This window comes from Natrinema saccharevitans (assembly GCF_001953745.1).
GTDB lineage: Archaea > Halobacteriota > Halobacteria > Halobacteriales > Natrialbaceae > Natrinema > Natrinema saccharevitans.
Genome location: NZ_LWLN01000001.1, coordinates 2,764,386 through 2,786,314 on the forward strand (window position 1 = coordinate 2,764,386; position 21,929 = coordinate 2,786,314).

At 50.6% G+C, this 21,929-nt stretch carries 23 protein-coding genes and 2 tRNA genes; 9 read left to right on the forward strand and 16 right to left on the reverse strand.

The genetic code is table 11. From position 1 onward, the window contains the following. Nucleotides 1–352 precede the first annotated feature (352 nt). Together A6E15_RS14095 and A6E15_RS14100 are read left to right on the forward strand one after the other, a co-directional pair. Nucleotides 353–1,087: a potassium channel family protein gene (locus tag A6E15_RS14095; RefSeq protein WP_076147112.1), complete on the forward strand. Its 735-nt coding sequence runs from the start codon at nt 353–355 to the stop codon at nt 1,085–1,087. 191 nt (nt 1,088–1,278) lie between these two features. Beyond that, nucleotides 1,279–2,526 carry a site-specific integrase gene (locus A6E15_RS14100; protein WP_076147114.1) on the forward strand — a complete coding sequence of 416 codons (1,248 nt, stop codon included), beginning with the start codon at nt 1,279–1,281 and terminating at the stop codon, nt 2,524–2,526. A gap of 8 nt (nt 2,527–2,534) precedes the next feature. Here A6E15_RS14100 and A6E15_RS14105 read toward each other — a convergent pair whose 3' ends face one another. The 3 genes from A6E15_RS14105 to A6E15_RS21060 form a co-directional block, all read right to left on the reverse strand. Further along, nucleotides 2,535–2,735, reverse strand: a complete 201-nt coding sequence (locus A6E15_RS14105) for a hypothetical protein (protein ID WP_076147115.1) — start codon at nt 2,733–2,735, stop codon at nt 2,535–2,537. Continuing rightward, the gene (locus tag A6E15_RS14110; RefSeq protein WP_076147117.1) at nt 2,732–2,965 is read right to left on the reverse strand and encodes a hypothetical protein; all 234 of its coding nucleotides are present in this window, start codon (nt 2,963–2,965) and stop codon (nt 2,732–2,734) included. The genes A6E15_RS14105 and A6E15_RS14110 overlap by 4 nt, the downstream gene beginning before the upstream one ends. 252 nt (nt 2,966–3,217) lie before the next feature. Continuing rightward, nucleotides 3,218–3,364 (reverse strand): DUF7557 family protein, encoded by a 147-nt coding sequence (locus tag A6E15_RS21060; RefSeq protein ID WP_175607270.1) that lies wholly within the window; start codon nt 3,362–3,364, stop codon nt 3,218–3,220. A 63-nt stretch (nt 3,365–3,427) separates the two neighbouring features. On the opposite strand from A6E15_RS21060, the gene A6E15_RS14115 reads away from it, so the two are divergent. Further along, a complete protein-coding gene (locus tag A6E15_RS14115) occupies nt 3,428–4,126 on the forward strand; it encodes a hypothetical protein (RefSeq protein ID WP_139326601.1) in 699 nt (232 codons plus the stop codon). A gap of 893 nt (nt 4,127–5,019) precedes the next feature. Here A6E15_RS14115 and A6E15_RS14120 read toward each other — a convergent pair. Beyond that, complete coding sequence (locus tag A6E15_RS14120) at nt 5,020–5,343, reverse strand: hypothetical protein (RefSeq protein ID WP_076147120.1); 324 nt, start codon at nt 5,341–5,343, stop codon at nt 5,020–5,022. Nucleotides 5,344–5,582: 239 nt separating this feature from the next. Between A6E15_RS14120 and A6E15_RS21455 the strand changes: the two genes are divergently transcribed. Next, nucleotides 5,583–5,786: a hypothetical protein gene (locus A6E15_RS21455; protein ID WP_076147122.1), complete on the forward strand. Its 204-nt coding sequence runs from the start codon at nt 5,583–5,585 to the stop codon at nt 5,784–5,786. A 136-nt stretch (nt 5,787–5,922) separates the two neighbouring features. Here the strand turns inward: A6E15_RS21455 and A6E15_RS14130 are convergent, their stop codons facing one another. After that, nucleotides 5,923–6,516 (reverse strand): winged helix-turn-helix domain-containing protein, encoded by a 594-nt coding sequence (locus A6E15_RS14130; protein ID WP_076147123.1) that lies wholly within the window; start codon nt 6,514–6,516, stop codon nt 5,923–5,925. Nucleotides 6,517–6,728: 212 nt separating this feature from the next. Here A6E15_RS14130 and A6E15_RS14135 point away from each other — a divergent pair, with 212 nt between their 5' ends. Then, on the forward strand, nt 6,729–7,241 hold the full coding sequence (locus A6E15_RS14135) for a hypothetical protein (RefSeq protein ID WP_076147125.1): 513 nt from the start codon (nt 6,729–6,731) through the stop codon (nt 7,239–7,241). A gap of 166 nt (nt 7,242–7,407) precedes the next feature. On the opposite strand, the gene A6E15_RS14140 is transcribed toward A6E15_RS14135, so the two are convergent. The 4 genes from A6E15_RS14140 to A6E15_RS14155 all read right to left on the reverse strand — a co-directional run bounded on the left by A6E15_RS14140 (nt 7,408) and on the right by A6E15_RS14155 (nt 10,949). Continuing rightward, the gene (locus tag A6E15_RS14140; RefSeq protein ID WP_076147126.1) at nt 7,408–8,853 is read right to left on the reverse strand and encodes a hypothetical protein; all 1,446 of its coding nucleotides are present in this window, start codon (nt 8,851–8,853) and stop codon (nt 7,408–7,410) included. A gap of 185 nt (nt 8,854–9,038) precedes the next feature. Next, nucleotides 9,039–9,926 (reverse strand): GIY-YIG nuclease family protein, encoded by an 888-nt coding sequence (locus A6E15_RS14145; protein WP_245800583.1) that lies wholly within the window; start codon nt 9,924–9,926, stop codon nt 9,039–9,041. Further along, a complete protein-coding gene (locus tag A6E15_RS21460) occupies nt 9,905–10,333 on the reverse strand; it encodes a DUF6884 domain-containing protein (protein ID WP_076147128.1) in 429 nt (142 codons plus the stop codon). The genes A6E15_RS14145 and A6E15_RS21460 overlap by 22 nt, the downstream gene beginning before the upstream one ends. A gap of 7 nt (nt 10,334–10,340) precedes the next feature. Further along, on the reverse strand, nt 10,341–10,949 hold the full coding sequence (locus A6E15_RS14155; RefSeq protein WP_076147130.1) for a transcriptional regulator: 609 nt from the start codon (nt 10,947–10,949) through the stop codon (nt 10,341–10,343). A 204-nt stretch (nt 10,950–11,153) separates the two neighbouring features. On the opposite strand from A6E15_RS14155, the gene A6E15_RS14160 reads away from it, so the two are divergent. Then, the gene (locus A6E15_RS14160) at nt 11,154–11,726 is read left to right on the forward strand and encodes a hypothetical protein (protein WP_076147131.1); all 573 of its coding nucleotides are present in this window, start codon (nt 11,154–11,156) and stop codon (nt 11,724–11,726) included. Between the two features lie 303 nt (nt 11,727–12,029). Here A6E15_RS14160 and A6E15_RS20440 read toward each other — a convergent pair whose 3' ends face one another. Both A6E15_RS20440 and A6E15_RS14165 read right to left on the reverse strand, forming a co-directional pair. Then, nucleotides 12,030–12,623: a hypothetical protein gene (locus tag A6E15_RS20440; RefSeq protein ID WP_139326602.1), complete on the reverse strand. Its 594-nt coding sequence runs from the start codon at nt 12,621–12,623 to the stop codon at nt 12,030–12,032. Next, nucleotides 12,624–13,970, reverse strand: coding sequence for an AAA family ATPase (locus A6E15_RS14165; RefSeq protein ID WP_076147132.1), 1,347 nt, complete (start codon nt 13,968–13,970; stop codon nt 12,624–12,626). Between the two features lie 563 nt (nt 13,971–14,533). Between A6E15_RS14165 and A6E15_RS20445 the strand changes: the two genes are divergently transcribed. After that, nucleotides 14,534–15,199: a hypothetical protein gene (locus A6E15_RS20445; RefSeq protein WP_139326603.1), complete on the forward strand. Its 666-nt coding sequence runs from the start codon at nt 14,534–14,536 to the stop codon at nt 15,197–15,199. Here the strand turns inward: A6E15_RS20445 and A6E15_RS20450 are convergent. Next, nucleotides 15,180–16,040, reverse strand: a complete 861-nt coding sequence (locus A6E15_RS20450; RefSeq protein ID WP_139326604.1) for a hypothetical protein — start codon at nt 16,038–16,040, stop codon at nt 15,180–15,182. The two genes, A6E15_RS20445 and A6E15_RS20450, sit on opposite strands and share 20 nt — an antisense overlap. A gap of 324 nt (nt 16,041–16,364) precedes the next feature. Here A6E15_RS20450 and A6E15_RS14170 point away from each other — a divergent pair, with 324 nt between their 5' ends. Beyond that, nucleotides 16,365–16,952: a tyrosine-type recombinase/integrase gene (locus A6E15_RS14170; RefSeq protein WP_076147134.1), complete on the forward strand. Its 588-nt coding sequence runs from the start codon at nt 16,365–16,367 to the stop codon at nt 16,950–16,952. A gap of 127 nt (nt 16,953–17,079) precedes the next feature. Here the strand turns inward: A6E15_RS14170 and A6E15_RS20455 are convergent, their stop codons facing one another. From A6E15_RS20455 to A6E15_RS14185, 3 genes are all read right to left on the reverse strand, one after another. Further along, nucleotides 17,080–18,597, reverse strand: coding sequence for a hypothetical protein (locus A6E15_RS20455; RefSeq protein WP_139326605.1), 1,518 nt, complete (start codon nt 18,595–18,597; stop codon nt 17,080–17,082). 309 nt (nt 18,598–18,906) lie between these two features. Then, entirely contained in the window at nt 18,907–20,541 is a 1,635-nt protein-coding gene (locus A6E15_RS14180) for a DUF7845 domain-containing protein (protein ID WP_084177372.1), read from the reverse strand. 84 nt (nt 20,542–20,625) lie between these two features. Further along, nucleotides 20,626–20,699 (reverse strand) — tRNA-Phe (locus A6E15_RS14185). A gap of 220 nt (nt 20,700–20,919) precedes the next feature. Here A6E15_RS14185 and A6E15_RS14190 point away from each other — a divergent pair. Beyond that, nucleotides 20,920–21,366, forward strand: a complete 447-nt coding sequence (locus A6E15_RS14190; RefSeq protein ID WP_076147138.1) for a DUF7344 domain-containing protein — start codon at nt 20,920–20,922, stop codon at nt 21,364–21,366. Between the two features lie 333 nt (nt 21,367–21,699). Here the strand turns inward: A6E15_RS14190 and A6E15_RS14195 are convergent. Then, nucleotides 21,700–21,773 (reverse strand) — tRNA-Val (locus tag A6E15_RS14195). Between the last annotated feature and the right edge of the window lie 156 nt (nt 21,774–21,929).

A 21,929-nucleotide genomic window follows, 5' to 3' on the forward strand; every position in this document is an offset into this window, starting at 1 on the left:
AGTATCGAATGTTTTTCGCGTCCCAATAAAATAGAAGTGAGTGTTGCCGAACCCCATCACTGTGCGGTCGGTGTGTGACGAGCCGTAGAGCGACGCCGTCTCCTGGATTGTGAACGACGCCCGAGAACCTGCTCGCTTCGCTCGCAGAACCCCAGTCTATAGTAGCTCTTGAAACGATTTACACACCGATCACAACGCTGTCCTGCGATCGGGTGTGCATCGACTTTCAAGAGCTACTGTAGTTCAAATGAACAATTGTGTTACGGACAATCAACCGTCCAGCCACGGAGTCCCTTACCAGTTCGGTCGGGAGCTTTTGACACTCTCGACCCAAGAAACCACGATCCAAGGCATGGCCACCCCGCTGTCGAGTCGGCCGATTCTGGGCCGCGCCGTTAGACCGATCTTCGCCCTCGTGACCGTCACCACGGTCGGGATCACCGGATACGTGCTGCTCGCGGGAGTCGGGTTGGTGGAGGCGGCATTTTGGCTGGTCGACTTGACGAGCATCGAGTTGCACTTTCAGGACCATACCGGTCCAGAGCGGGCGATCAAAGCCTTCGCGGTCGTGGTGCGGATCGGGATCATCCTCTCGAGCCTGTGGATCGGCGAGACGGTCCTGTCGGCGGCCTTCGGCGGTCAAATTACGGAGGAACTCAAACACATGCAAACCGAACGGAAGATCGAAAACCTATCGGACCACGTCATCATCTGCGGGTACGGGATCTTCGGGCGCACCCTTGCCGCGCAACTGCGTGATGACGGCCACGACGTCTTGGTAATCGAACTCGACCAAGCCGAATTCGACCGCATTGGTGAAGAGACGCTCGCCATCCGAGGCGACGCCCGCCGCGAGGACGTCCTCGAGCGGGCTAACGTCGCGACGGCGGGAGCCATCATCGGAGCCATCGACGACTCGAACGCGAACATCCAAATCGCGATCACGGCGAGTCAGCTCTCGCCGAACCTGCAGGTGATCGTCCGCGTTGGCGACGAAATGTACGAGTCCGTCGCCCGGCGCGCCGGCGCTGACGAGGTCGTCATCCCAGAAGTCCTCAGCGGCGATACCGTCAGTGAGTGGCTCTGATTCGACGGACGGACGCAAACGCCACGAGTAATCTCGAGGCACTCCGTTTCAGCTGGGTACGAAACACCTCCGTGGCTCAAATCAGCTCCGAGGACTACTCGCGGCCCGCGAGTTTGCTCGCAGCAGAAATGCCGCCTCCCGGACCTCAACCGGTGGTTTACATGCTCATACGATAACCCCCTGAGTAGACGATGACCCGCGATGCTGACCGTCGGCTCGAACGGCTGCAAGAGCGTATCGAGGGAAGCGAAGATATCAGTAGCGACGATCAGGAGGCGCTCATTGACTTCGATAGGCAACTCGCCCTCCTCGGGAGTCAATACGGTAAGCAGCGCCGTGCGAAGCTCGTCAGGCACTGTGTTCGGATCTCTGAGAACGTCGGCGGACTCGCGGATGCTCTCGAAGATAGGAGAGCAGCGGAAGATATCGTCCGCTGGATCCACAGTAACTACGAAAACGAGGAATCGAACCGGGACTACCGGGTCGCCCTTCGGATGTTTGGCAAACGCGCCACTGACAGCGATGAGATTCCCGACAGTATCTCTTGGGTCTCCGCGACGACATCGAAAAACTACAATCCGATGCCGGACCCGGCGAAGATGCTCTGGTGGGACGACCACATCAAGCCGATGCTCGAGGAGTGTCGTCACCATCGCGACAAAGCTCTCATCGCGACCGCATGGGATTCCGGCGCCCGAAGCGGTGAGATCCGGTCCCTTACCGTCGGCGACATCGCCGATCACAAGTACGGCCTTCAGATTTCCGTCGACGGGAAGAAGGGCGAGCGGTCGATTATGCTCATCGCTGCTGCTCCGTATCTCCGACAATGGTTGAACGTCCATCCTGCGCCGAACGACCCGCAAGCACCACTGTGGTGCCAGCTCGACCAGCCGAAGGAAATCAGCTACCAGATGAAGCTGAAAATTCTGAAGAAGAACGCCCGGAAGGCTGGCGTCACTCACACCGATGTTACCTTCACTCAGATGCGGAAGTCCTCCGCGTCCTATCTCGCTTCCGAGGGCGTCAACCAGGCTCACCTCGAGGACCATCACGGATGGGATCGCGGTTCTGATGTCGCTGCCCGCTACGTCGCCGTCTTCGGTGACGCCAACGATCGAGAGATCGCGAGGGCTCACGGCGTCGACGTCGAGGAAGACGAGTCCGATCCCATCTCTCCGCAGACTTGTCCCCGCTGCCAGCGGAAGACACCACGGAACGAATCGCTTTGCGTGTGGTGCGGTCAAGCGATGGAACACGGTGCAGTTGAAGAGATCGAGGAGCGACAACAGGAGACGCGGACTGAACTTCTCAAGATCGCCCGTGATGATCCCGAACTGCTCGACGATCTCGAACGAATCGAGCAGTTCATCGAACTCGCCGACGAGAATCCCGGGGTACTCCGGGAGGCCCGAGAGTTCGCCGACGCCAGTACGGACTGAGGTCGTCATTAGACGCGTTCCTCCATATCTTGTTTCGCTCGGTCGATTTCATGCTCGATATCATGAAGGAGCGGCTCGTCTCCATAGCGGATTATCGCCGCGAGAGCAAGCCCTCGAACGAACTTGTCGTCGCCGTGTTTGATGATACGGACGAGCGTGTCCTTGTTCTCTTGGACGTACTGATCCGGATCGGAATCAGCCTCACTCATAGGACCCCACCCCCGGTTAGCCCGAAATCAGAGGGAGAGTGTTTCTCGATGTGATGTGCCGTCTTCTTGTTTCTGAGGCCAACACCACAGACCGGGCACTCGACGAGCCGGATCTTGTCGTGGCCGAATCGCTCGATACGTTTCCCAATCTCGTCGCTGGTACGGCTACTAATTTCGTCGCTCGAGTCGACCTCACTACGTTCTGCGTTGTCTTCGTGGGTTGCGTGCATGCGTCCAGTCTTCGCAGCCGAGTCGGCCGGCCAGACCGGAGCCGCGAGAAACAAGACGAACCCGAACGTTCTTATCTACGGAATTTGTAGATGAACGTACGGAGTCCCGTCCTGTTCGACGGCTCCAAGCTTCACAATTCGACGGCGGCGTACCCACCCCAGATTGAATGGGGAGAGCCCCGAAGTGTGCCAGCACTCCGGTGTTCTGCCGCCGTGTCCTACACTCGTTAGTGTCACTGATATCGTTCGTAACTACCTGTCGGCCTCTTCAGGGTCGTATTGATCAGCCATCTTGTTTAGCAGCTCGTCATAGGATTCCCCGCCGCGTTTGAGGGCTCTTACGCGGTCACGGGTTTCAGGATCAACCTTGATGTCTGCATAGTTCCCGGTCGAGGCCATCGGCCTCTAGTTCAGAGGCCCCCTTCATTAGCTTTATGAAGTTTCTGATTAAGCTATCTGTAGATGACTGAGCCAGACATCGATGTGTCCCGCGAGGGCCCAAACGGGATACTCACTGATAGTGATCGACAGTATCTCCTTAGTCAAATATCAGGGTACGATGTCGATTGGAGCGGTGACGAAAATCAGAAGCGATGGCGTATTCGAGAAAAGATCAAAGCGGGCTTCGATGACTTCCGGTGGATAACCAGCTTAGATGACAAAGAGTTCGAATTGATTTTCGATGATTTAGGATTTGCTGCTGATGTCGACGAAATCCCTACTGGATCCGTCAGGGAAATATTAGCGGAACTCGGTCACGGTCACCAGCAGAACGATCTCCAAGCAACTCTCGAGGTCATCTATAAAGCGTGTTTAATGGCTCCCCGTGTCGACTTCGATCGATTAGTCGAACAAGCGGTCCTAAACGCCGAAAGCCGATGGACCGACCATGCTCCTGGCGGAAAATATCCAGTCTCGGTAGATGCCTCTGTTGAAGTCGAGTACCAGGACATTCCCGATGTTGAAACAATTGAGGAGAAACTCGAGTACGGTGAACGGATAACTCGTGAGGAGATCGGAGAGCTGTTTCTCAAAGGGCGTATCGAACCGGGCGATCTCTCACAACGAGATATTGACACACGAATTTTAGATGAAGAGCATGACGAGAAACTCCTTGGTCTTAAAGAGGTGAAGTGGGATCATGAAGAATTTCCGAAATAGACGAAACCAGTAGCAAAGCGATCCACTAGAGGTGGGGAAGCCTCCCTGATCTTGAGTTGATCGTCTTACTCGAGCTAAAACGACCAGCAAAAGGCGGAGATAGCAAGGGGTAGAAGGCACTTCTGAGGAGGAGATAGAGGGGGAGATGAAAGGGTGAAAATTGCTAACTGTGGATCGTCTTTAATCGAGCAGCGAAAGAGCAACAACAAGCAGGCAATCAGAGGGGTGCTTGTGGCTGCTCAAGGAGGGGTCATCTCGATCGAGGCAAAACGACCAGGGAAAAGGCAGGGACGGCAGGGGGATACGACCCAGTCTCGAGCAGCCAGAAGGGGCCCTTGAGGGGGTGGTCATGGCTGGTCGAGCGACTGGTTAGTACGGTCCAGAGGGAGACTACCAGTGACGACCAGCAAAAAGGCAGGGACGGCAAGGGGCTACGACCAACTTACAAGCAACAGCAAGGGGGCCTTGGAGGGGGTAGCAGGAGCGGGTCAGGGGCCCCTTGTTCGATTCGAGCAGCGAAAGAGCAGCAACGACCAGGCAAATAAGGGGGTAGTAGGGGCTGGTCGAGGGGCGGTCACTCTGATCGGGCCGAAACGACCAGGGAAAAGGCAGGGACGGCAAGGGGGTTCCAGGCAGAGACGACCAGCAAAAACGAGGGGGGTTTCAGGGGTGGGTAGCAGGTGGTCGAGGAGATAGTTTCCACTCGAGCAGCAAGAGACCAGCGAGACCCAGCGAAAAGCAAGGGACTGCGAGGGGGATCGAGGCAACATCGAGCAGGAATAGAAGGGGCAAGAAGGAGGCCATCTCACCAGATCGTTTACCGCGAGCAGATCGAAAGCGAATCGACCAGCGAGATCGAGTGCTGGTAGTGGAGCTTTTTGCTGTTACTTGGTTTACTCTTGGTACTCGTCTTTCGTCTTCGAGCGTAGCTCTCGAGTGCGCTGGACGTATTGTATTCGGGCTTCCTCATCGAGAACGTCCCAGACATCAGGAAGCGATGCAACTCCCTGTGTCGCCTCAGCAGCCAGTTCAGTGATCTCTTGCAATTCATCGATCGCTGCGCGCATTCTGTAGATGTCCTCTGCTCGTAGCTCTTCGCCGCGATCGAGGCGACGTGCCGATGTCGAAAAGGCGTCTCGGCCGACTTCTTCGCTTATCCGCTCGAGTTCCTTTTGGAGCAATCTTCGGCCGGTATCTTCCCAGTCCGGCTTACTCATCGACCCTCCACCTCCAAGCGGCGATTGTCAGTCGGTTCTGGTTCTGTGCGTCGGATTTATCCCGGTTGTATTCGTAATCCATCATGCTGGTTTCGCCAGCACGGTCGAGGGTGTTGCACCACCCGTCGGCCTTTTGCCGAACTCCCGTGCTTAGTGGTTAGTATATTCGCTAACCAATAAAGGTTAGCGTATATGATTATCTTAGCAAGTATTACAACCATCACTGAGAAAGCCATCATATGGCGAAGACTCGAGCGCTCCTTACGGAGACAGAACGCGAACAGATCGCCGGCGAACACGGAGACAGTCGACGATACCAAGCGACATCACGTGTTCGAGGACGAATTGAAGATGAACTCACAGAAGATATTGAAATTCTCCAAAAACACCACCCTGACCTACTTGAGGAACTACGCTCTGTCGTTTGCGAGGATAATCAATAGCGCTATCAGTAGTTGTTATGGTGTGATTGACAGAAAATATCACACCACAGACGTTGTTAGGAGTCGTACGGTCACACCATCACGCGCCTGTCATCGAAAGCTAAATGTTTTGCATCAATCGACCATCATATGATTATTAGTCCACAATATGTCGATAAACACGTCGAATTGTTGGCCAGCCTGCATCGTCATTCTCAACATGTAGCGACGTTTGGAGAGCTACATAGAACAAAATCGCCATCGACACGAATGCGAGGGCTGGCATCATTTCTGGAATTAGTGATACCTCAAACACGCCGTCTGTCATCGGGAAATCGCTCAACCAGTCAAGAAAATAAATACCAGTAAAAATCCCAGCATACAACATTGCGAATGTTGTCAAACGGTTAATTCGTATTATAGTTTCAGATGCTGATTTATCGACATCAGATGCAGGGTTATCCAAATCAGCCGGGACAGGCCAGCGCGATCGTGGATTATTGAGCCAGTAGATTTTGGTCTGTCTTCCTGCTTCTGCACTCAATAATATCCCTCGTTCAACTAGTGAGTTCAATCGTTTTCGGGTTCCTTCATCACTGAGGCCGGTCATCTCTGCGACAGCCGATTTGGATAGAAATGGTTTGTTTGCCTGAACGAAACACTTCAACAATGCCTGATCAGGAACTTCAACAGTTTTCGGATCGCGCAGGAGATCTCGGTTAATGAACTTAGGCAGTTCTGTATCGGTCATACATCATCACTCATCGGGACTAACATATCATTAAATATCCCCTCGAGTGGTCAGCTGCCAACCCCGGATTTGTGGTTACCAATCGGCCACTCAGCGTGGAGTATACCACGTGAGAAGAGGGATCCATAGATGGTGAGCCACAGAAGACAATCACGTCTGATTTCAGGAGAAAGCAAGGATCGTTTCGAATCAATACATAGACAAAACAAGATATGAAAGCTAAAGAAGTCCATGAGCAAGTCGAGGCAAGCAAATACAAACCATGGCAGATATATCTCCTGACTGCAGCTGTTCTCTCAGGAGTTGGTCTCTATCTCGAAATTGGGATTGTAACCGAAACACTTCGAATGATCGAGGTAAGTCTGTCAGGATGGAGTTGGTTAGCTATTCTAGGAATCCAGGGTGTACTGATTGGATTTGTGGCGGAGTTCCTGTACGAACAAGGAGACAAGTATGCCAAAGCTGCTAGCTCCCGTTTCGGATCGAAAGATCGTACACTTCTGTTCCGGATAGGTGTTATGACCCTCGCTTCTGGAGTTCTTACGAAAATTGTGCCACCTGCTTTGGAGAATGTAACGGAATACTTGGTCGTCCAAACAACTGGTGCGATAATCGCCCTAGGAATTTTATTGGTTCATGAAGGTACAAGCGACTGGAATACAAGGACGGAATGGCCTGCGATTGCTGCTGGAATTATACTCGCTTTCGTACCGAGTTTGTTCTGAACTCGATATCGAGCAATCGTAGACGCTGTCCGCGAAGCCTGTCTTCGAGGACAATTCACCCTCAAATCAGGGTCGATTCCTGTACTGACATCCACATTCTTCATGGTTTGTTGGGATGAAACTGAACATCGAGGACAGCGATGAGACTCAAGCTGCAGTGTTGCTATCACGTCAGCGCAACATCGATTTGCTTCGCTTCCTCGATAATCTTCTCGGCATTCTCAACCCACTCTTCTTCCGAATCCTCTGGAAAATACGCGCGATGGAGATACTGCCCGATCTCCTCTGCTGTGTAGTTCGGGTGCGCCCAATCGGTCAACTGATCGATACCGAATTTCCTCTTGATTACTTCGTTTTCCTCGATCAGAGTTTCCTTTTTAGTTGAAGGAAGATCAGGCAGAAAGAGATTCAGCGGGAGTACGCTCAACAGTTCGTCTGTGGAGAGATGGGACTCGATGAGTTTCTCTTTGAGATTTAGCGTAGCTGCAACCTCGCCAGTGGTCAGCAAACCACGAGCTTCGATACCTCTGAGAATCCTCTCTGATGGCTCCGATTCCTCATACCGCTGTTTGAAAATAGAACCACCCTCGAATTTTGCTCTGTGAAGGGAAAGGACGCCATCTTCCTGATACTGTTCAAATGGCTCCTTGACAAATCGCTCGTAGAATTCATTGGTTCCCCAATTCTCGTCACAAACACAGAGTGTGAGACTAGTCATCCCGGCATTCACCATCATCGAACCCGTGTACACGTCATCACCGTTAGCTAGAACAGCCTCCTTGATGTCCTCGATTATCTTCGTATCATGTTGCATCTCATTGATGAGAATGAAATAATGCGTCTTGTCCGTCAAAACATAGTTGAGATCCTCCTCGAGTTCGATGAGCGCTTGTTGTATTCCATACTTGCTTAACTTCCCACCATCGTACAGTTGAGACAGTGTACTCCGGTATTCAGCTTCTTCCTCACGTTCTGAGGTCAACTTAGAGATGATAGTTTCTTTGTGGATATACTCGTGAATGAATCGATCCTTGAAGCACTCACTCTCCATGAATTCCTCATCTGGAGGGGCTAAATCATACGGTTCAGGTTTTCCACAGAGAAGTTGGTAGGCACCCCATGCAAGCCGAATATCGTCATTTGTTGGACGGACAAGACTGAAGCGGTCCAGACTCATTTGGAGTTTCTGCGATAACGAGGTTCGTTCATGGCTCTCAAGACGGAAGTCGGATTCTTCTTCGAGATATATGTAGAGGAGTGGAAGGTAGATATCCTCCTCTTCTTCGATCGCGACTGATTCGGCATAGTTGATGAGGTTCTCAGATCCTAGCGCTTTCAATTCAAAGATTTCGTCCTCAAATTTCGTTTCAAAGGATTCAAGGATCTGATTAAATTCTGTAGTTCGTTCTCGGAGTTGGTCTCGATTCTCGGCCGCTTGCCACTGCTGCACCAGAGTATCATACTTCGGGAGGATGTTTGCAAGAACGACTAGAATAGCTAGCATCCCAGGCGAGAGGATTGATAGATAGGTTAGGACACTCAAGATCGGGACCAAGACGATATTCAAGAACAGAGAGACGTAGTTTTGTTTTAGAAATGTGGAAACTCCCATCTTCCCGAGTCAGGGATATGATCGAAGCATGAAGTAAGTTATCCAATGACGCTAACTCAGTAATTGACAACCGAACTCACCGCATGGTTCACGATTTCTCTATTACCGCGAGTATTGTGTCCGAGAATTACTGTAGAGTTGGACAAAACCCATAGATTTGACGAGGCCTGATTTACACTACTAACTCAGTTCCCGAACTGCGCTCTTGGTGATCGCTCTGTCTCGAGATAGTGCGCACCGATCAGGTCGGTTTCGACCTCGGTTCGCTTGTGCTTCGCATCCATTCCATCTGGAGTAGCTACTGAAAATAGAGCCTCACTGCCGAATGTTTTCTCGTGTTGTCGTAGTCGCTTTGTGAACGCTTTCGTCTCGCCGGTATACGCCAGCGGTGGCGCGTCATTTTCGTACCAGATCCGGTAAACACCTGCCTCGGGTAGATCCGGCTCGAGTCGATCTCCAAGCCGATAGGGGCCACTCCACTCGAGACCCATCCAATCTGACGCAGTCACATCGTCCACGTTTTTCCACGGAACTGGTCCTCGGCCGGGTTCGGTGTTTGGCTCGGTCTCTCCCTCCTCGAGGGGGCCACCAACGTACCCATCACTTCGATATCCCGACTGTGAGTAGCCGGGGATGATCCGCCCGAAGTTCGCGGTCGGACTTTTGCCCATTTCGCGACGTGCAATCGCGATGAGGGCTTGCTCGAGCCCCTTCCGGTCCTGATCGTGGGTTGCGAACGACGGCGTCGCGGTCGATACTTCGAACGCCGGTCCGTCTCGATCACGAACTGCCCAGAGGCACGGTGCAGCTGTATGCGGATCGCGAAACGGCATCTCTTCGGAGTAGACGTTCCGGGCCAGTGCGCTTACCCGCCCGCGTGTACTCCGGCCGGTTTGACCGATGTACTCGAGGCCGTTACGGTCACGATGGCGAACGCGATAGAGTCCTGGATCAGTCGAGATCGCCGTCAACTCATCGTCTGTTGGATCAAGAGATAGCCAGTCACTCCAATTCACCCTCATCCAGTCGTCTGCATACAGATCTCGTTCATTCATGTCTGTTCGTTGTACCATGCAAGCCGCTCACCTATCATTAATCCCTCAGTCGGAATCTGTATCTGGACGTTGTGTTCTTCGAGGAGGGGAAGCAATTCCTCGTAGTACGCTTTCCCCGCATGGAATACGAGGGTGATATCCGATTCGAGCAAACCTGCTGCCTTCAGATCGTCATACACGGTTTGGGACCACTCTCGCTTTCGTGCTACTCGAGCGCCAGTGAGAGTCTCGTCGTAGGGCTCGATCAGCGGACCATTCGGTTCAAGAAGATGGTGTTTAGCTGAAAGGACGTACCAGTCGTCGTGGTGATGTTCACAGTACCGGCGTACTTTGCTGAACAGCGTTGACGGGCTGTACAGCTCACTCGGTGGTGCTGGTTGCTCGCGTTTCGTCTTCGAACAGCTTACTAGTCCGATTTCGGTCATTGTTTGATCACTCGACGATCTCCCACGTGATGACAGCGCCTTGCTGATGAACGGGATGCTGTAACTCGTCGAAGTAGGCGATATTCCTCGTTTCTACTTGGAACTCGTACCAGTGATCCACGTCCATACAGAACTTCTCGGCAACTGCCTCGGCAGTCATTTGCTCGTACTCTTCGTCGACTTTTTCGTAATAGAGGCCGAGTACTCCGCCGTTTGATCCGAACTCTGACTCGTAGAGTTTCTTCGTATCGGTAAGTAGTGACGAGGAACTCCGTTCAGGAAACGGCGTGAAGATCCGCGCGAAGCTGTTCGGATCGATGTTTCCATTATCGTACCGGAACCGGAGTAGCTTGGCCTCCACTGGAAGCTGACGCCCGTCGTGATCAAGAAAAAGATCGCATCGTCGTGAACCCTCGAGGTACGACACTTCAGTCTCGATAGCTTCTCGAAGCGGGTGGCCCTCAAGCGCCTCGAGAATCATTTCGATCTGATTCTCTTCCTCGAATGGGCCAATTCCAGGTTTCCATCGGTCGTGTTCAGCATCTGTATCGACATCCGGAATTACAGACGCAAATGAGTTAGCCAGTTGACCAAGAGGGCCAGGTTTGTTACTCATGATTACCTACTAATGTCCTATCCGTCTACAAATGATTCGTCATTTCAGCCTGTCCGAGAATACGAACAGAGCCGGATAGACATCATGAGTTATAGCATAGATCATATGTTTAACATAGGTTATATGTCTGAAGCGGCTCACTGAATTTAATACTGGAGAAGATTTTCCGGGCGAATTAATACGGTCTGTTTGTGAGGGTGAACAATGGACGAGCCGGAATGGATGACCGTTTTACGGATATTTTGGGAAGAGAATCTCGGGTTTGAATATTCACCCCACTCAGAGGAGTGGGAGAGATTCATTCCCGACCGTGATGAATTGGAGGATATAAACACATCAGACCATGCCCAAGGCCTCCTAAAATCAGGTCATCTTGAAGTTGAAGACGTGGATGCCAGCCATGATCCGTCAGTTTCGTTTGATAGTTTGCCTGTAGTCCGGATCTCCGAAAAGGGGATTCAGACGATCCGGGAATGGGAAACCATGAAAAAACAAGCGCAATGGGAACAGCAATTACTAGAGACTCAGGAACAGTATGAAGAGAGCCGGCTTAGGAGACAACAGCAGTTTGAAAAAGAACAGGTTACGAGATCTAACGAAGTGAACGCCGCTGTCGGATATCTCACGATTGGCTTATTGATTGTGACCCTTTCGGATGTCGTCCTATCTGTGGATCAATCCTTGGTTCCAATATGGGTTATCATTGGAATCACGCTTTCGGTAGTCTTGGGTTTGATATACAGAATACGGAAATCGGGGCTTCTAAATCCAGAATAGTGACCCTACGGCTGGTCTCTGTGGACGTAACGCATTAAATTCGCATATGTACTTAGCGGGAGTTTTGTGTCCGAGAACTCGGGGAAAAGTGGAAGAGCAGTGCCGATAAAGGGTGCAATTTCGGACATCCTGATCTGGTAAATGCAGACACCGATTTAGTGCTGGTTATTCTACCGGGTCTGAAATGAATTCAGGATGCCATGCTGAATAGAGGGCGCAAATACTTCACGGTTGGGTAGTTACACGGAGTTGGCGAATTGGTCAGTGCAGATCGAGCAGTTAGCACTGGATTGCTTGTGGCATCTACAAATATAACACGTCAATAAGTGCATCCACTTCGTCTGGCTGATCTTTGAAATACTGTTCAGCTTGATATTTTTTCTTGCTGAATTCCACCCCATATGACATACCAGTTGCTGTCTCCATATCATTATAGAATGCAATAATTGTGGGTTCATCAAATACATCACCGTTCCCCTCCAACGAACATTCTTTAATTACGAAGTCGTCTGTGAATTGCGAATTCCCTTTCGCGGCTAATGAAATTTGGCTACCCCATTCATCCCACAAAGAACTGTTCAGACTGTCTAACACAGCACTAAAACTACTATCGTCGTCCATGTCGAGCATCAGTACTGAATCTAAGCCTTTCTCTCCAATTGAGGGTCCTTCACGAGCGTATATATCCTCTAATTCTGACCGCCCTCCTTCACACTTGTATAAATAAGAAATCGAAGTGCCAATTCGGTGCTGACGTATTCGCTGTGTCTGCGTTTCATCACTCTCCTCGTTATTGAACCGATCACAGTATTCCTCCACACCTGATCGAGTGTGAAGTTGCTCAAGAAAGGCCAAGTCATTGATTCCCTCAGTAAAAACAATCGTATCACCCTGCATCTATTGGCCTCTAAGATCCAAGTTGAGGTCATTCATATCTTCCTTTGCATCTTCGTAAGATAAGGATCGATTCATAGGTTCTGTTAGTTGGAAAAGGCAGAATTCATTTTGTAGGTACTCCCCATATTGATTTCGAACTTCTTTGGATATGAATGATTCTAAGAAGTCAGTATTGTGTGTTGTGATAAATAATTGTAGTTCTTCTTCCCTCGAAATCTGGATTAAGGTACGTGTTAGTTGTTCTATATACCCTGGATGCATATGCTGTTCCGGTTCTTCGATTAAGAGAACATCACCGTCATTAGATTCATCAAACAGTTCCCAGAGAATGCCAACAATTGTTTTGAAACCATCACCCATAAACTCAAATGGGACATCATATGGTGCCCCCTCCTTATTTTTAAACACAAGGTCAGTGAATGAGAAATCCTCCAGAGAATCTACAAGATCATGTTCCTGAAGGTAATTTTCAACCCTGCTTACTCGAATAGGATTATCTTCGTAATTGATCTCCTCTGCTTTTGTAGGAATTTCATTGAGGTAATGAATACCACTGACTGTCGGGAAAGATCCACCAAAAAGCTGTACTCTTTTAGAGTGCCTGTTTGAAAATACGGAGCTAGTTAGACGGAAGAGGGCTTGAGATTCGGACTCTTCCCCGGGCGTTTCATTGACGATTCGTTCATCATCAAGTAGAGTCTCAGTAGCACTTTCTACAATCTGACGGATGACCTCTTGATAACTCTTGCTAGCAGAAAATAGATACCGTTGTTGGTCTTCAATCTTGACAGCCAGAACGTCATCCGAAAGAAGGTCGATTATTTTTTCCTCAGGTATCGACAGCAGCGAATCTGTAAGTACTTCATTTAGAATCTTTGCGAGGGCCATCTCATCTGGACGATCGCTCCTACGTGCATCCTGACTAAGTTGCAAATTGCCACGGTGGAGTGGGAATAGCCTTAACTGGGCTGTTTCTTCTGGTATTTCCTGACTGATTTTCCTGATTGCTGCTTCATAGACTTCCTCGTCGCTAGCTTGGCGGATTTTTACTGACTGAGTAAGTGGGTTACTTGGGTTCCCCTCCTCATCATATTGCTCGAACGAGAGTTGTTCACGCCAATATTCGCCATGTAGCGAAGTCTCCCCTCTTTGTTTGTTGATTACTGCCGTAGCGCGATCTTCAAAGTTCTCTAAAGTAGTAGGGTCTGATAACACCGCGATAGCTTCCAGAAGGGATGTTTTTCCGGCGTTGTTCCGGCCAGTGATGATGTTTAGTTTACCCGGCTCTATTGAGGTTGACTGGATACCCTTGAATCCCTTGACATCAAGTTTAGTGAGCCGGACCATGCGTTATAGGTCGTTTCTCCGGCACACGTTTTATTCCTGTCCCTCCTTTCACGCTAGGCAAGTTCAATGAGCGGTAGGCTTAATCAATTTGATGCGAAACGAACGTAGCCATCGTACTGAACCCATCCTATGCTTTCAGCACTTGACAAGCATCAATACCACTAATCGCGTTCAAGAATTCCATGACAGTCGGTCAAGCAGTGTCCGAGAACTCGGAGAAAGTCGGATAGGAGATCGTGAACCAGCGGTAAGTACAGGCGAAGGCGTTACCGGAGCAGCTGCTTATCTCTCGGATAGGCGTCAGAAACGACCTGCTGAATATAGAGGATGAGTTCAGCAGACCGTCCCATCGACGATCAAATAGGTGATCCGTCCTTTCGAAGAGACAAAACCTGAGATGTGTATTCTGCCTGGATTGACGACGTAATCCTTGTTATTCGTCAAAATATTCGCAGTTCCGTACTTTGTGGAAACACGTGTGTCATAAGATTTAAGATACTTTGGGCGGATTACCGGTTCCTTAGTAATCTTCTTACACTATGAATCCATAGTCTCCTACTAAAATGGTTCAATCAGGTCTAATTATTCCTATAGCTACAGGTAGTGTAGTGGCTACTTTTAGTGTTATTCTAACCATATTTGCACAAAATAGAATAAATAAACTAAGATACGCTACAGGAGTTAGAGAAGAAATTTACGAAAATAAGAAAAAAGTCACCGATCTAGGCGTTGACTTGATAGATAATATCGTTTCACGTGAGACAGGCATGAATAAGATGAGTCCTCGCTATCGAGATCCAAATATGACATCTACTAGTATAGAGTTCGACACTTCTGCTTATGCTGCGATGAAAAATAGCGGATTTTTAAACAATTTGGGGGATGACAATAAAATATTATTGAGAGAGCATTATAATAAATTGGAACTGATTAACCAGGAACTCAATGATAGGGAAGCAATTCGTGCAAACGGGAAGAGTTGGGATAATAAACGCTATAATGAAATGATTCTGACGCATGAGCGCTCAGCACTCCAGCTATTATTACATATTTGTTCTGAAGAATTATTTCTAGAAATACTTGAGGAGACCCGCTTGGGGGAACAAAGATTAATTGGATTCAAAGAAACTAGGGAATTAGATCTGGAAGATACAGCTAACTTTGATACGGCAATTAATAGTATGGATCAAGAACTTGAAAAAGATTTTCTTAGTCTTTTGATGAGGTGATCCAGATTTCTTTTCCCTTGTTAGTGATTAAAAGGCCTGATGAAATTTTTTCTGTAGTTATATTTTTTCCTGTGTCATATTCGGTCAGATATCCGCCTTCAATATTTTTAGGAATTATTGGATAGCTATTCGTGCCCGCATATGACCCCGCAAGTTCTACACTACCAAATCCAAGTAAGGTAACATAGAGCTGTACTGGGCCTTCTGGATCAAACTCGGATAGATATGACAAACCAGCTGATGAGAAATTAATGACATCATCTCGGAGGCGTTCAATAGGAAACCTCCAATCTGAGTACGTAGAATCTACTAATTCAATCCATCCGTGTCGAGATATACAGATGTATTCCATATTTTCAAATAGATTACTTGTTTTAATAAAATACTTTTCACCGCTATTTGTGATCGTAGATGTTGGATTTTGAATTACCATAGAATCATTTGGTAATTCAGAGACGGTATTGACAAGGGGTTGGTCTTCTTTTGAGCAAAATAAATGGAAAGCAACAACCGGTTGTTTATCAATTTCAACCAAATTAGTCGATGAACTTTGTAGAAACTCTAATCTGCTTTTGTAGATCTCGTGAGGTTTACGAGAGACTTGGACTTGAGTAAACCCCCCAGCATTTTCAACTTTTTTTCTGTATTTTTGAGTGTAATCTAATATATTAGTATTCTCTGATGGTGATTCTTTTTGATAAAGATCTCCGTCACCATTAGTAGTCCAGACATTGATTGACCAATGTGTGCCTCCTTTATCAACTTTGATGTATCCATTATTGTGTAGTAGATGAGCCTCTTGATAGTTTTCTCGTATTATCCAATTCTCAGATTCTCTCATGTTTTTCAGTATAGGTCGTTCTACTCAGATGAATATGGTAGATACATCAGTATCACTTTATCGCCTACACGTTACTGTCTGAAGAAGCAATCTCGTATTTCAAGCTAATCGTGCTATATGCGCTCTGTATTCAGCACGACCCTACAAACCCCGTTCGAACCTGATAGAACGCTTGCTGGTCAATAAGCATACGTAGTTATCACAAGAGTTGTGTCCGAGAAGTCAGACAGAGTCGGACAAAATCACTCCGATCTCCCCCTCGAGGACCACCGAAAGAACTAGATTGCTGGCGGTTTTTGTCCGGAATGCAGGCAACCCGGACGCATGAATCTCCAACAGCACGAGAACCGCGACGACATGAAGGTCTGGCTTAGCCAGAACGAAGTAGAACAATTTCTCGAGGCGTCCGACGATACCCAGCAGCGGATCGCGTTCGCACTCGGGGCGCGGTGCGGCCTCCGCTCACACGAAGTCCTCGATATTGCGCCGGAGGATATCGTCGATACTGACGCCGGAACGATGCTCCGTGTCTGGCACGGCAAGGGCGATAAGTTCCGAGAGACGCCGGTCCCGCGCGATCTTGCGACGACCATCCGCACGGTCGACGACGTGCGCGACGCGCCAACCAGCTCGTCACTCGTCGAGATTACAAGTACGCGGTCACTCCGGCGGTGGGTTCGATCGACTGCCGACCAGTTGCATGAGGAGACAGGCGATGCTGGATGGGATCACCTCGGCTTCCACGATCTCCGCCGGACCTGGGCGACTGCACTCGCTTCCGATGATGTTGATCCGCTTTTAGTCTGTGACTGGGGCGGATGGAACGATCTCGAAACCTTCCTGGAGCATTATCGAGGTAGCTACAGCCCCGAAGCACAGCAACGTGAACGCGGCAAAGTCAGCTGGCTATAAAAACCTCCACGTGTAGCCCTATCCGAACGCGATTTATTAGGCCAATCCATCCTGAGGTGACTGCTCACCATAGGTGTATACTTATCGCTGTTACTTCTATGCTATCTAAGGATCATATTTGTGTCTATTATGGGCCACCAATAGAAGCGATATATTCTCCACTATCTCGGGGATGATGTTCTATTCGAAGTTTGATTTTTTCTCCACTTTCAAGCTCCCTCAATCGCTCACGCTCGGCCTCTGAAACGTCTGCTTCGTCGATGTTGAGGTATTTATGCTCATGGCTTTGGGAGAACATGTCATATATAAGCACCTGCATCTCACCATATTCATTCGGAGGTTCAATGACCTCAGATTCATACGTATTCTCTGCTCTCCGAGCTTGTTCTCGCTTTTCAGCCCTCTTACGGTCATATTCCCTTGTTCGTTGTTCCATCTCTATCTTTTCGTATGCTTGCTCGGCCAATTCTGTGGGAATGTATGTCACTTCCTCTGAGGTAAACTCAAAGGGACGGGACGCGAGTTCGAACCCCTCATTTTGTAATCGATTAATGACTCGGTTGTAGCGTTTGATTTGTTCAAGCTCGTCGCCGGTACGAAGTTCGTTTAGCACTTCGTTTGGACGTGAACTGAGTTCATCTGCAGCCGTACTCCGAGCTTCAACATTGCTATCGAGCTCCCGTCCTAGTCTATCAATCGCTGTCCCGAGTTCGTCCTTTATTTCGTTAATCTTGAACTCCTTGTAGGTATGTGGCGGTCTGATGGTCGGTGCATTGGTATCACCAGTCTTCTCAAAATAACCCTCTTCGACCATCTGTTCGAGTAGATATTCACTGATTTTATTATCAAAAACATCCTGCAGCAGTAGATGGGACTCATCAATTGTGGTGGAAGACAACGTTCCTGACCGCGTCGACCTGTTGTGTTTTAATGGCAGATCAGATAGTTCGAACGGGTCAGTTCCCACTGCGACATAAATTTTCTTCAATAAGTCTTGACGTGGCTTCGTGAGATCGTTCCAGTTGCTTTTGTTATGAGCGAATAGTCTACTGATGCTCGAGAGATATCCTCTGAGACGGTAGCTAATAGTAATCAAAGCGGCAACGCTGAGAACTGCGCCAACAACAATTAGTGCGTCGAACTGTGGAATGATGGCGAGATACGGGAGCAGCATTCCAAGTGCAAAAAGAGTCGTTACAATTAATGTGAGAAGTGTACTCCCTGATATAAACAAATTAAGGTTGTCAATTGAACTACTATACTTCTCTATCGTATCATGGATTCGATAGCGTCGCTTATCTTCTGGAATATCACCCAGTATCTCTGCCTCAACTGGGTCAAAGTGCGCCTTAGCAACAACGCGTGCTCGATGGTAGATAGAAGACAAGAGCAGTGTTGATAGTACCCACACAACCAGACCAACCTGCGTATAAGCGTTATTAAATACTTTCTCTGGAGATAACTGACCAGAGAACAGTGACCCAATGATTGGGAGAAAGAACCCAATGATGAGAAAATTTGTCCTCAATAAACTTCGCGCATCGTCAGCTACTGATTGGAATTGATCTGCTCGCTCTTGTACGAAGTCAAACCGAGTGATATCCTCTGTATTAGATGGCATATTCTCTTCCGACATTTTAGCCATAGCGACCGTTGGTAGTGTGAATTTAAAATAGGTGTTGACCAGAGGGAGGAAATCTCCACCACAGAAAAAAGGTAAGAGGTTCGAAGATCCGGCCCTCGAGCGTTGATTAATCGCATCGAGATATAGAAAGCAGCATTATAGGAACTGTCGCATTAGCTTTTAGGTGTGTCCCTAAGGGGGACTTCAGCAAAACACATTCCTGCCTCTCCGTGCCGTACCCCTGGGGGTGGAACACCGAGCTATGCAGAAAGAAGCAGAGTTTGCTGCGAAATCGCCGCGCTAGATAGTGTTGCCACTACCGAGGCAGGTTCAGCCGAGGTGATGCCACGCTACTGAGGCAAAGGATTTCGTCTCGGTCTTATCGATCGACCGGAGGCCAGAGTCGATCTCTTTCTCGTATTGGATCTTGGCCATCCGGTACCGATCCTCGGGCATATCGGCAGCAGTCCACAGCTCGTAACCTTCCCGGATCTTTCGCTTGATATCGTCTACGACACCGAACTCCAGCCGAAGTTCTTCCCCATCCCGATCTCGGACATCGATATCGTGTTTTGCGGCCCATGCGATGAACGCGCTCGTCGATTGATCGAGTCCGCGTTCGGCCGCTTCGATCGCCTTGGCACCGGCTTCCGCAGCTCGTCTCGTCGCTTCCTTGGCTTCTTTCACTGCGTCGTGGACGAGATCCGCGATGTACTTCGATCGAAGAGAGACCCGTCCATACTCCCGCTCGACCAGCTCCGGAATTCTGTTTAGGGCCCTACGGACACTCCCCGGATGGCGACCCGTCTCGTCAGCAATATCCTGTGGACTCACCTCGCCACCGTCCGTGACGAGAACCTCGAGGGATTCCCACGCCGTCGGGGCGATCCCATCTGCGAGGTGCTTGATGACGACCGACTCTTGACGGTGCTTGATCTGCGTGAAGTCCAATTCGATGATATCGCGGTCGCGATCAGAGTCGTCGGCCACGAAGTACGCATCGTCGACGTAGGTTCCGGCCCCCGATCGAAGCGGAAGACCGGCTTCCGCGAGGACGCTGAGAAGTGTCTCCTCGAGTTCGCGATTGAGGCGTTCGATATCCGCTGGAGACGCATCGAGTTGCTCCTTCCAGAACGATCGTTGGTAGGATACACCGACTTTCGGATGCGCGATTGAGCGGCTGTTGTCCAGGCTCACCGCCTGCTGCGCGTAGTAGTGCTTCACCTCCTTCGGTAGCTCGTGCGATGGAAACGCCTCACGGACACGTCGTGGGCCGAGAGTCGCCGTGTGATAGTATCCGGGGCGATCTCGAGCGTTCTCATCGCTGTCGTACTGGACGAGTTTGCGTCGCCCTGTACGGTCATTCTCGAGCAAGTGACCCAGTTGGGCTATCGGACCGTCCCGTGCATGCACTGGGCCGCTCTCATTCTTGTCGATGCGTACGTATCGCTCGGCATCAAGGATCGTCGAAAAGTCGTGTAGCTCGTCGAAGTACCGACTGTTGATTCCGACCGCGCGCGCCGCGTGCTGGATCAGTGGGTGATAGCGATCGAATTCGATATTCGAGCCTTGGACATGGAGATTCACTCCTTCGTCGAGATCGTCGGGGACGCTGATTTCGTTACCGCCCTCGCTTCGCATCCCCTGCCATCGCGGCGCGATATGAGCATGGAACGACCGCTCGCCGACGAAGTCTTCGCTGCTCTCGACACTGAGATCGAACTCGCGCATCTCCGCGAGTCGGAAGTCAGTGCCAGTCGGAAGCTGCTCGCCGGGATGTTCAAGGCCGGAGTCTCGATAGGAGAGCGTCACTTGCCATGACTCGCCCGCGAATTCGAACTCCGCGCGCTGGCTCCCGTCGCCGTCCTTGATCCGTCGGTCGCACGCGAAGAACGGATCGAGACCGTACTCGTCGAAGAGGAAGTGAGCCGCGAACTCGTGCGGCGCGGTCTCGATCAGCTGCACCCGCGCTCACCCCCCTTGCGAACGACGGCATAGAGACCACTGAGTAGGGGGTTTGTGGTTACGGCATGTAAACCGAGAAGGTCATGCCGCCTCCCGGATTTGAACCGGGGACAGCTCGATCTTCAGTCGAGTGCTCTCCCAGTCTGAGCTAAGGCGGCGCATCTCTTTCTCCGTCCATCGTATAAAAAAGGATTTCGAATCGCGATCGTCGTTCAGAACGGCTTACAGATGGCCTGCCGGCGACCGGACCACTCGAGTACGATAGTGATTCGCGAGTAATGGAGTCGATACATGCGACTCCATGTGCCATTACCGGTGTTTGTTGGAATTTCGGATATTCAAGACACCCTTTTCCGCCTCGGGAGGTAATATCGTGTTATGGGAGCCCTTACCTCGAGTCAGGAGGCCCACGAACTCGACGCCAACACGATTCTCGAGCTGTTAGCGAACCGCCGGCGTCGCTACCTCCTCTATGCCCTTCGCGGGCGGGAGGACCCGATCGAACTCTCGACGCTGGCCGAGACGGTCGCAGGCTGGGAACACGACGTCCCGCCGGACGAGGTCGCCAAAAACGAGTACAAGAGCGTCTACGTGTCGTCGGTCCAGTGTCACGTCCCGAAACTGGACGACGCCGGCGTCGTCGACCACGACGAGGACAACCACACCGTCGTCCTCGCGGACAACTTCGAGCAGCTCGAGCCGTACCTCCGGATCGTCGTCAAAGACGAACCGGAGAACTCGACGCTGCATGCGGCCCTCCAGACCGAGTCGGGCGAGGGCTTGCTCGGTCAGATCCGCGAGAACGTCGCCCGGCTCAAACAGTAACACCAGACTGCGGCCGACGTTGACTCGAGGTCGTTACCCCGCGTTCACCGGGTCTTTTGGAGCAGCTGGTTCCCGTCGCATACGTTTCGGTTGACAATCGGTATCGCTGTCCGAAAGCGATCCGCGTGGCGCTGGAACTGTCCGCCGACAGCGGCGGGTACGAGGCGAGCCGCGGGCCGTCGAGTTCGGATTCGCTCGAGTCGGTACCGTGGGCTCGGGCGGGTTCGAACCGAAGCAAGACGGTCGCTCACTTCGTTCGCGCTGCGACTTGCAGGGTTCGAACCGCCCTCGGTCCACGTACCTGCTGCTCGCGAAGTTGCTCGCAGCAGGAAGTGGGCTCGGGCGGGTTCGAACCACCGACCTCGGCCTTGTAAAGGCCGCGTCATGACCAGCTAGACCACGAGCCCGCACCCGAGACGAGTGGGTCCGTCCGAATAACCTTTACTCTCTGGCCCCACAGAAATCGTGCATGGCGCTCGAGTCCGTCTGGAAGGGGCTGCTGGTGATCGCCGCCGTCTCGATCATCGGTGCCGTCCTCGTGCAAGCCGGCTTCGTCTCGGTTC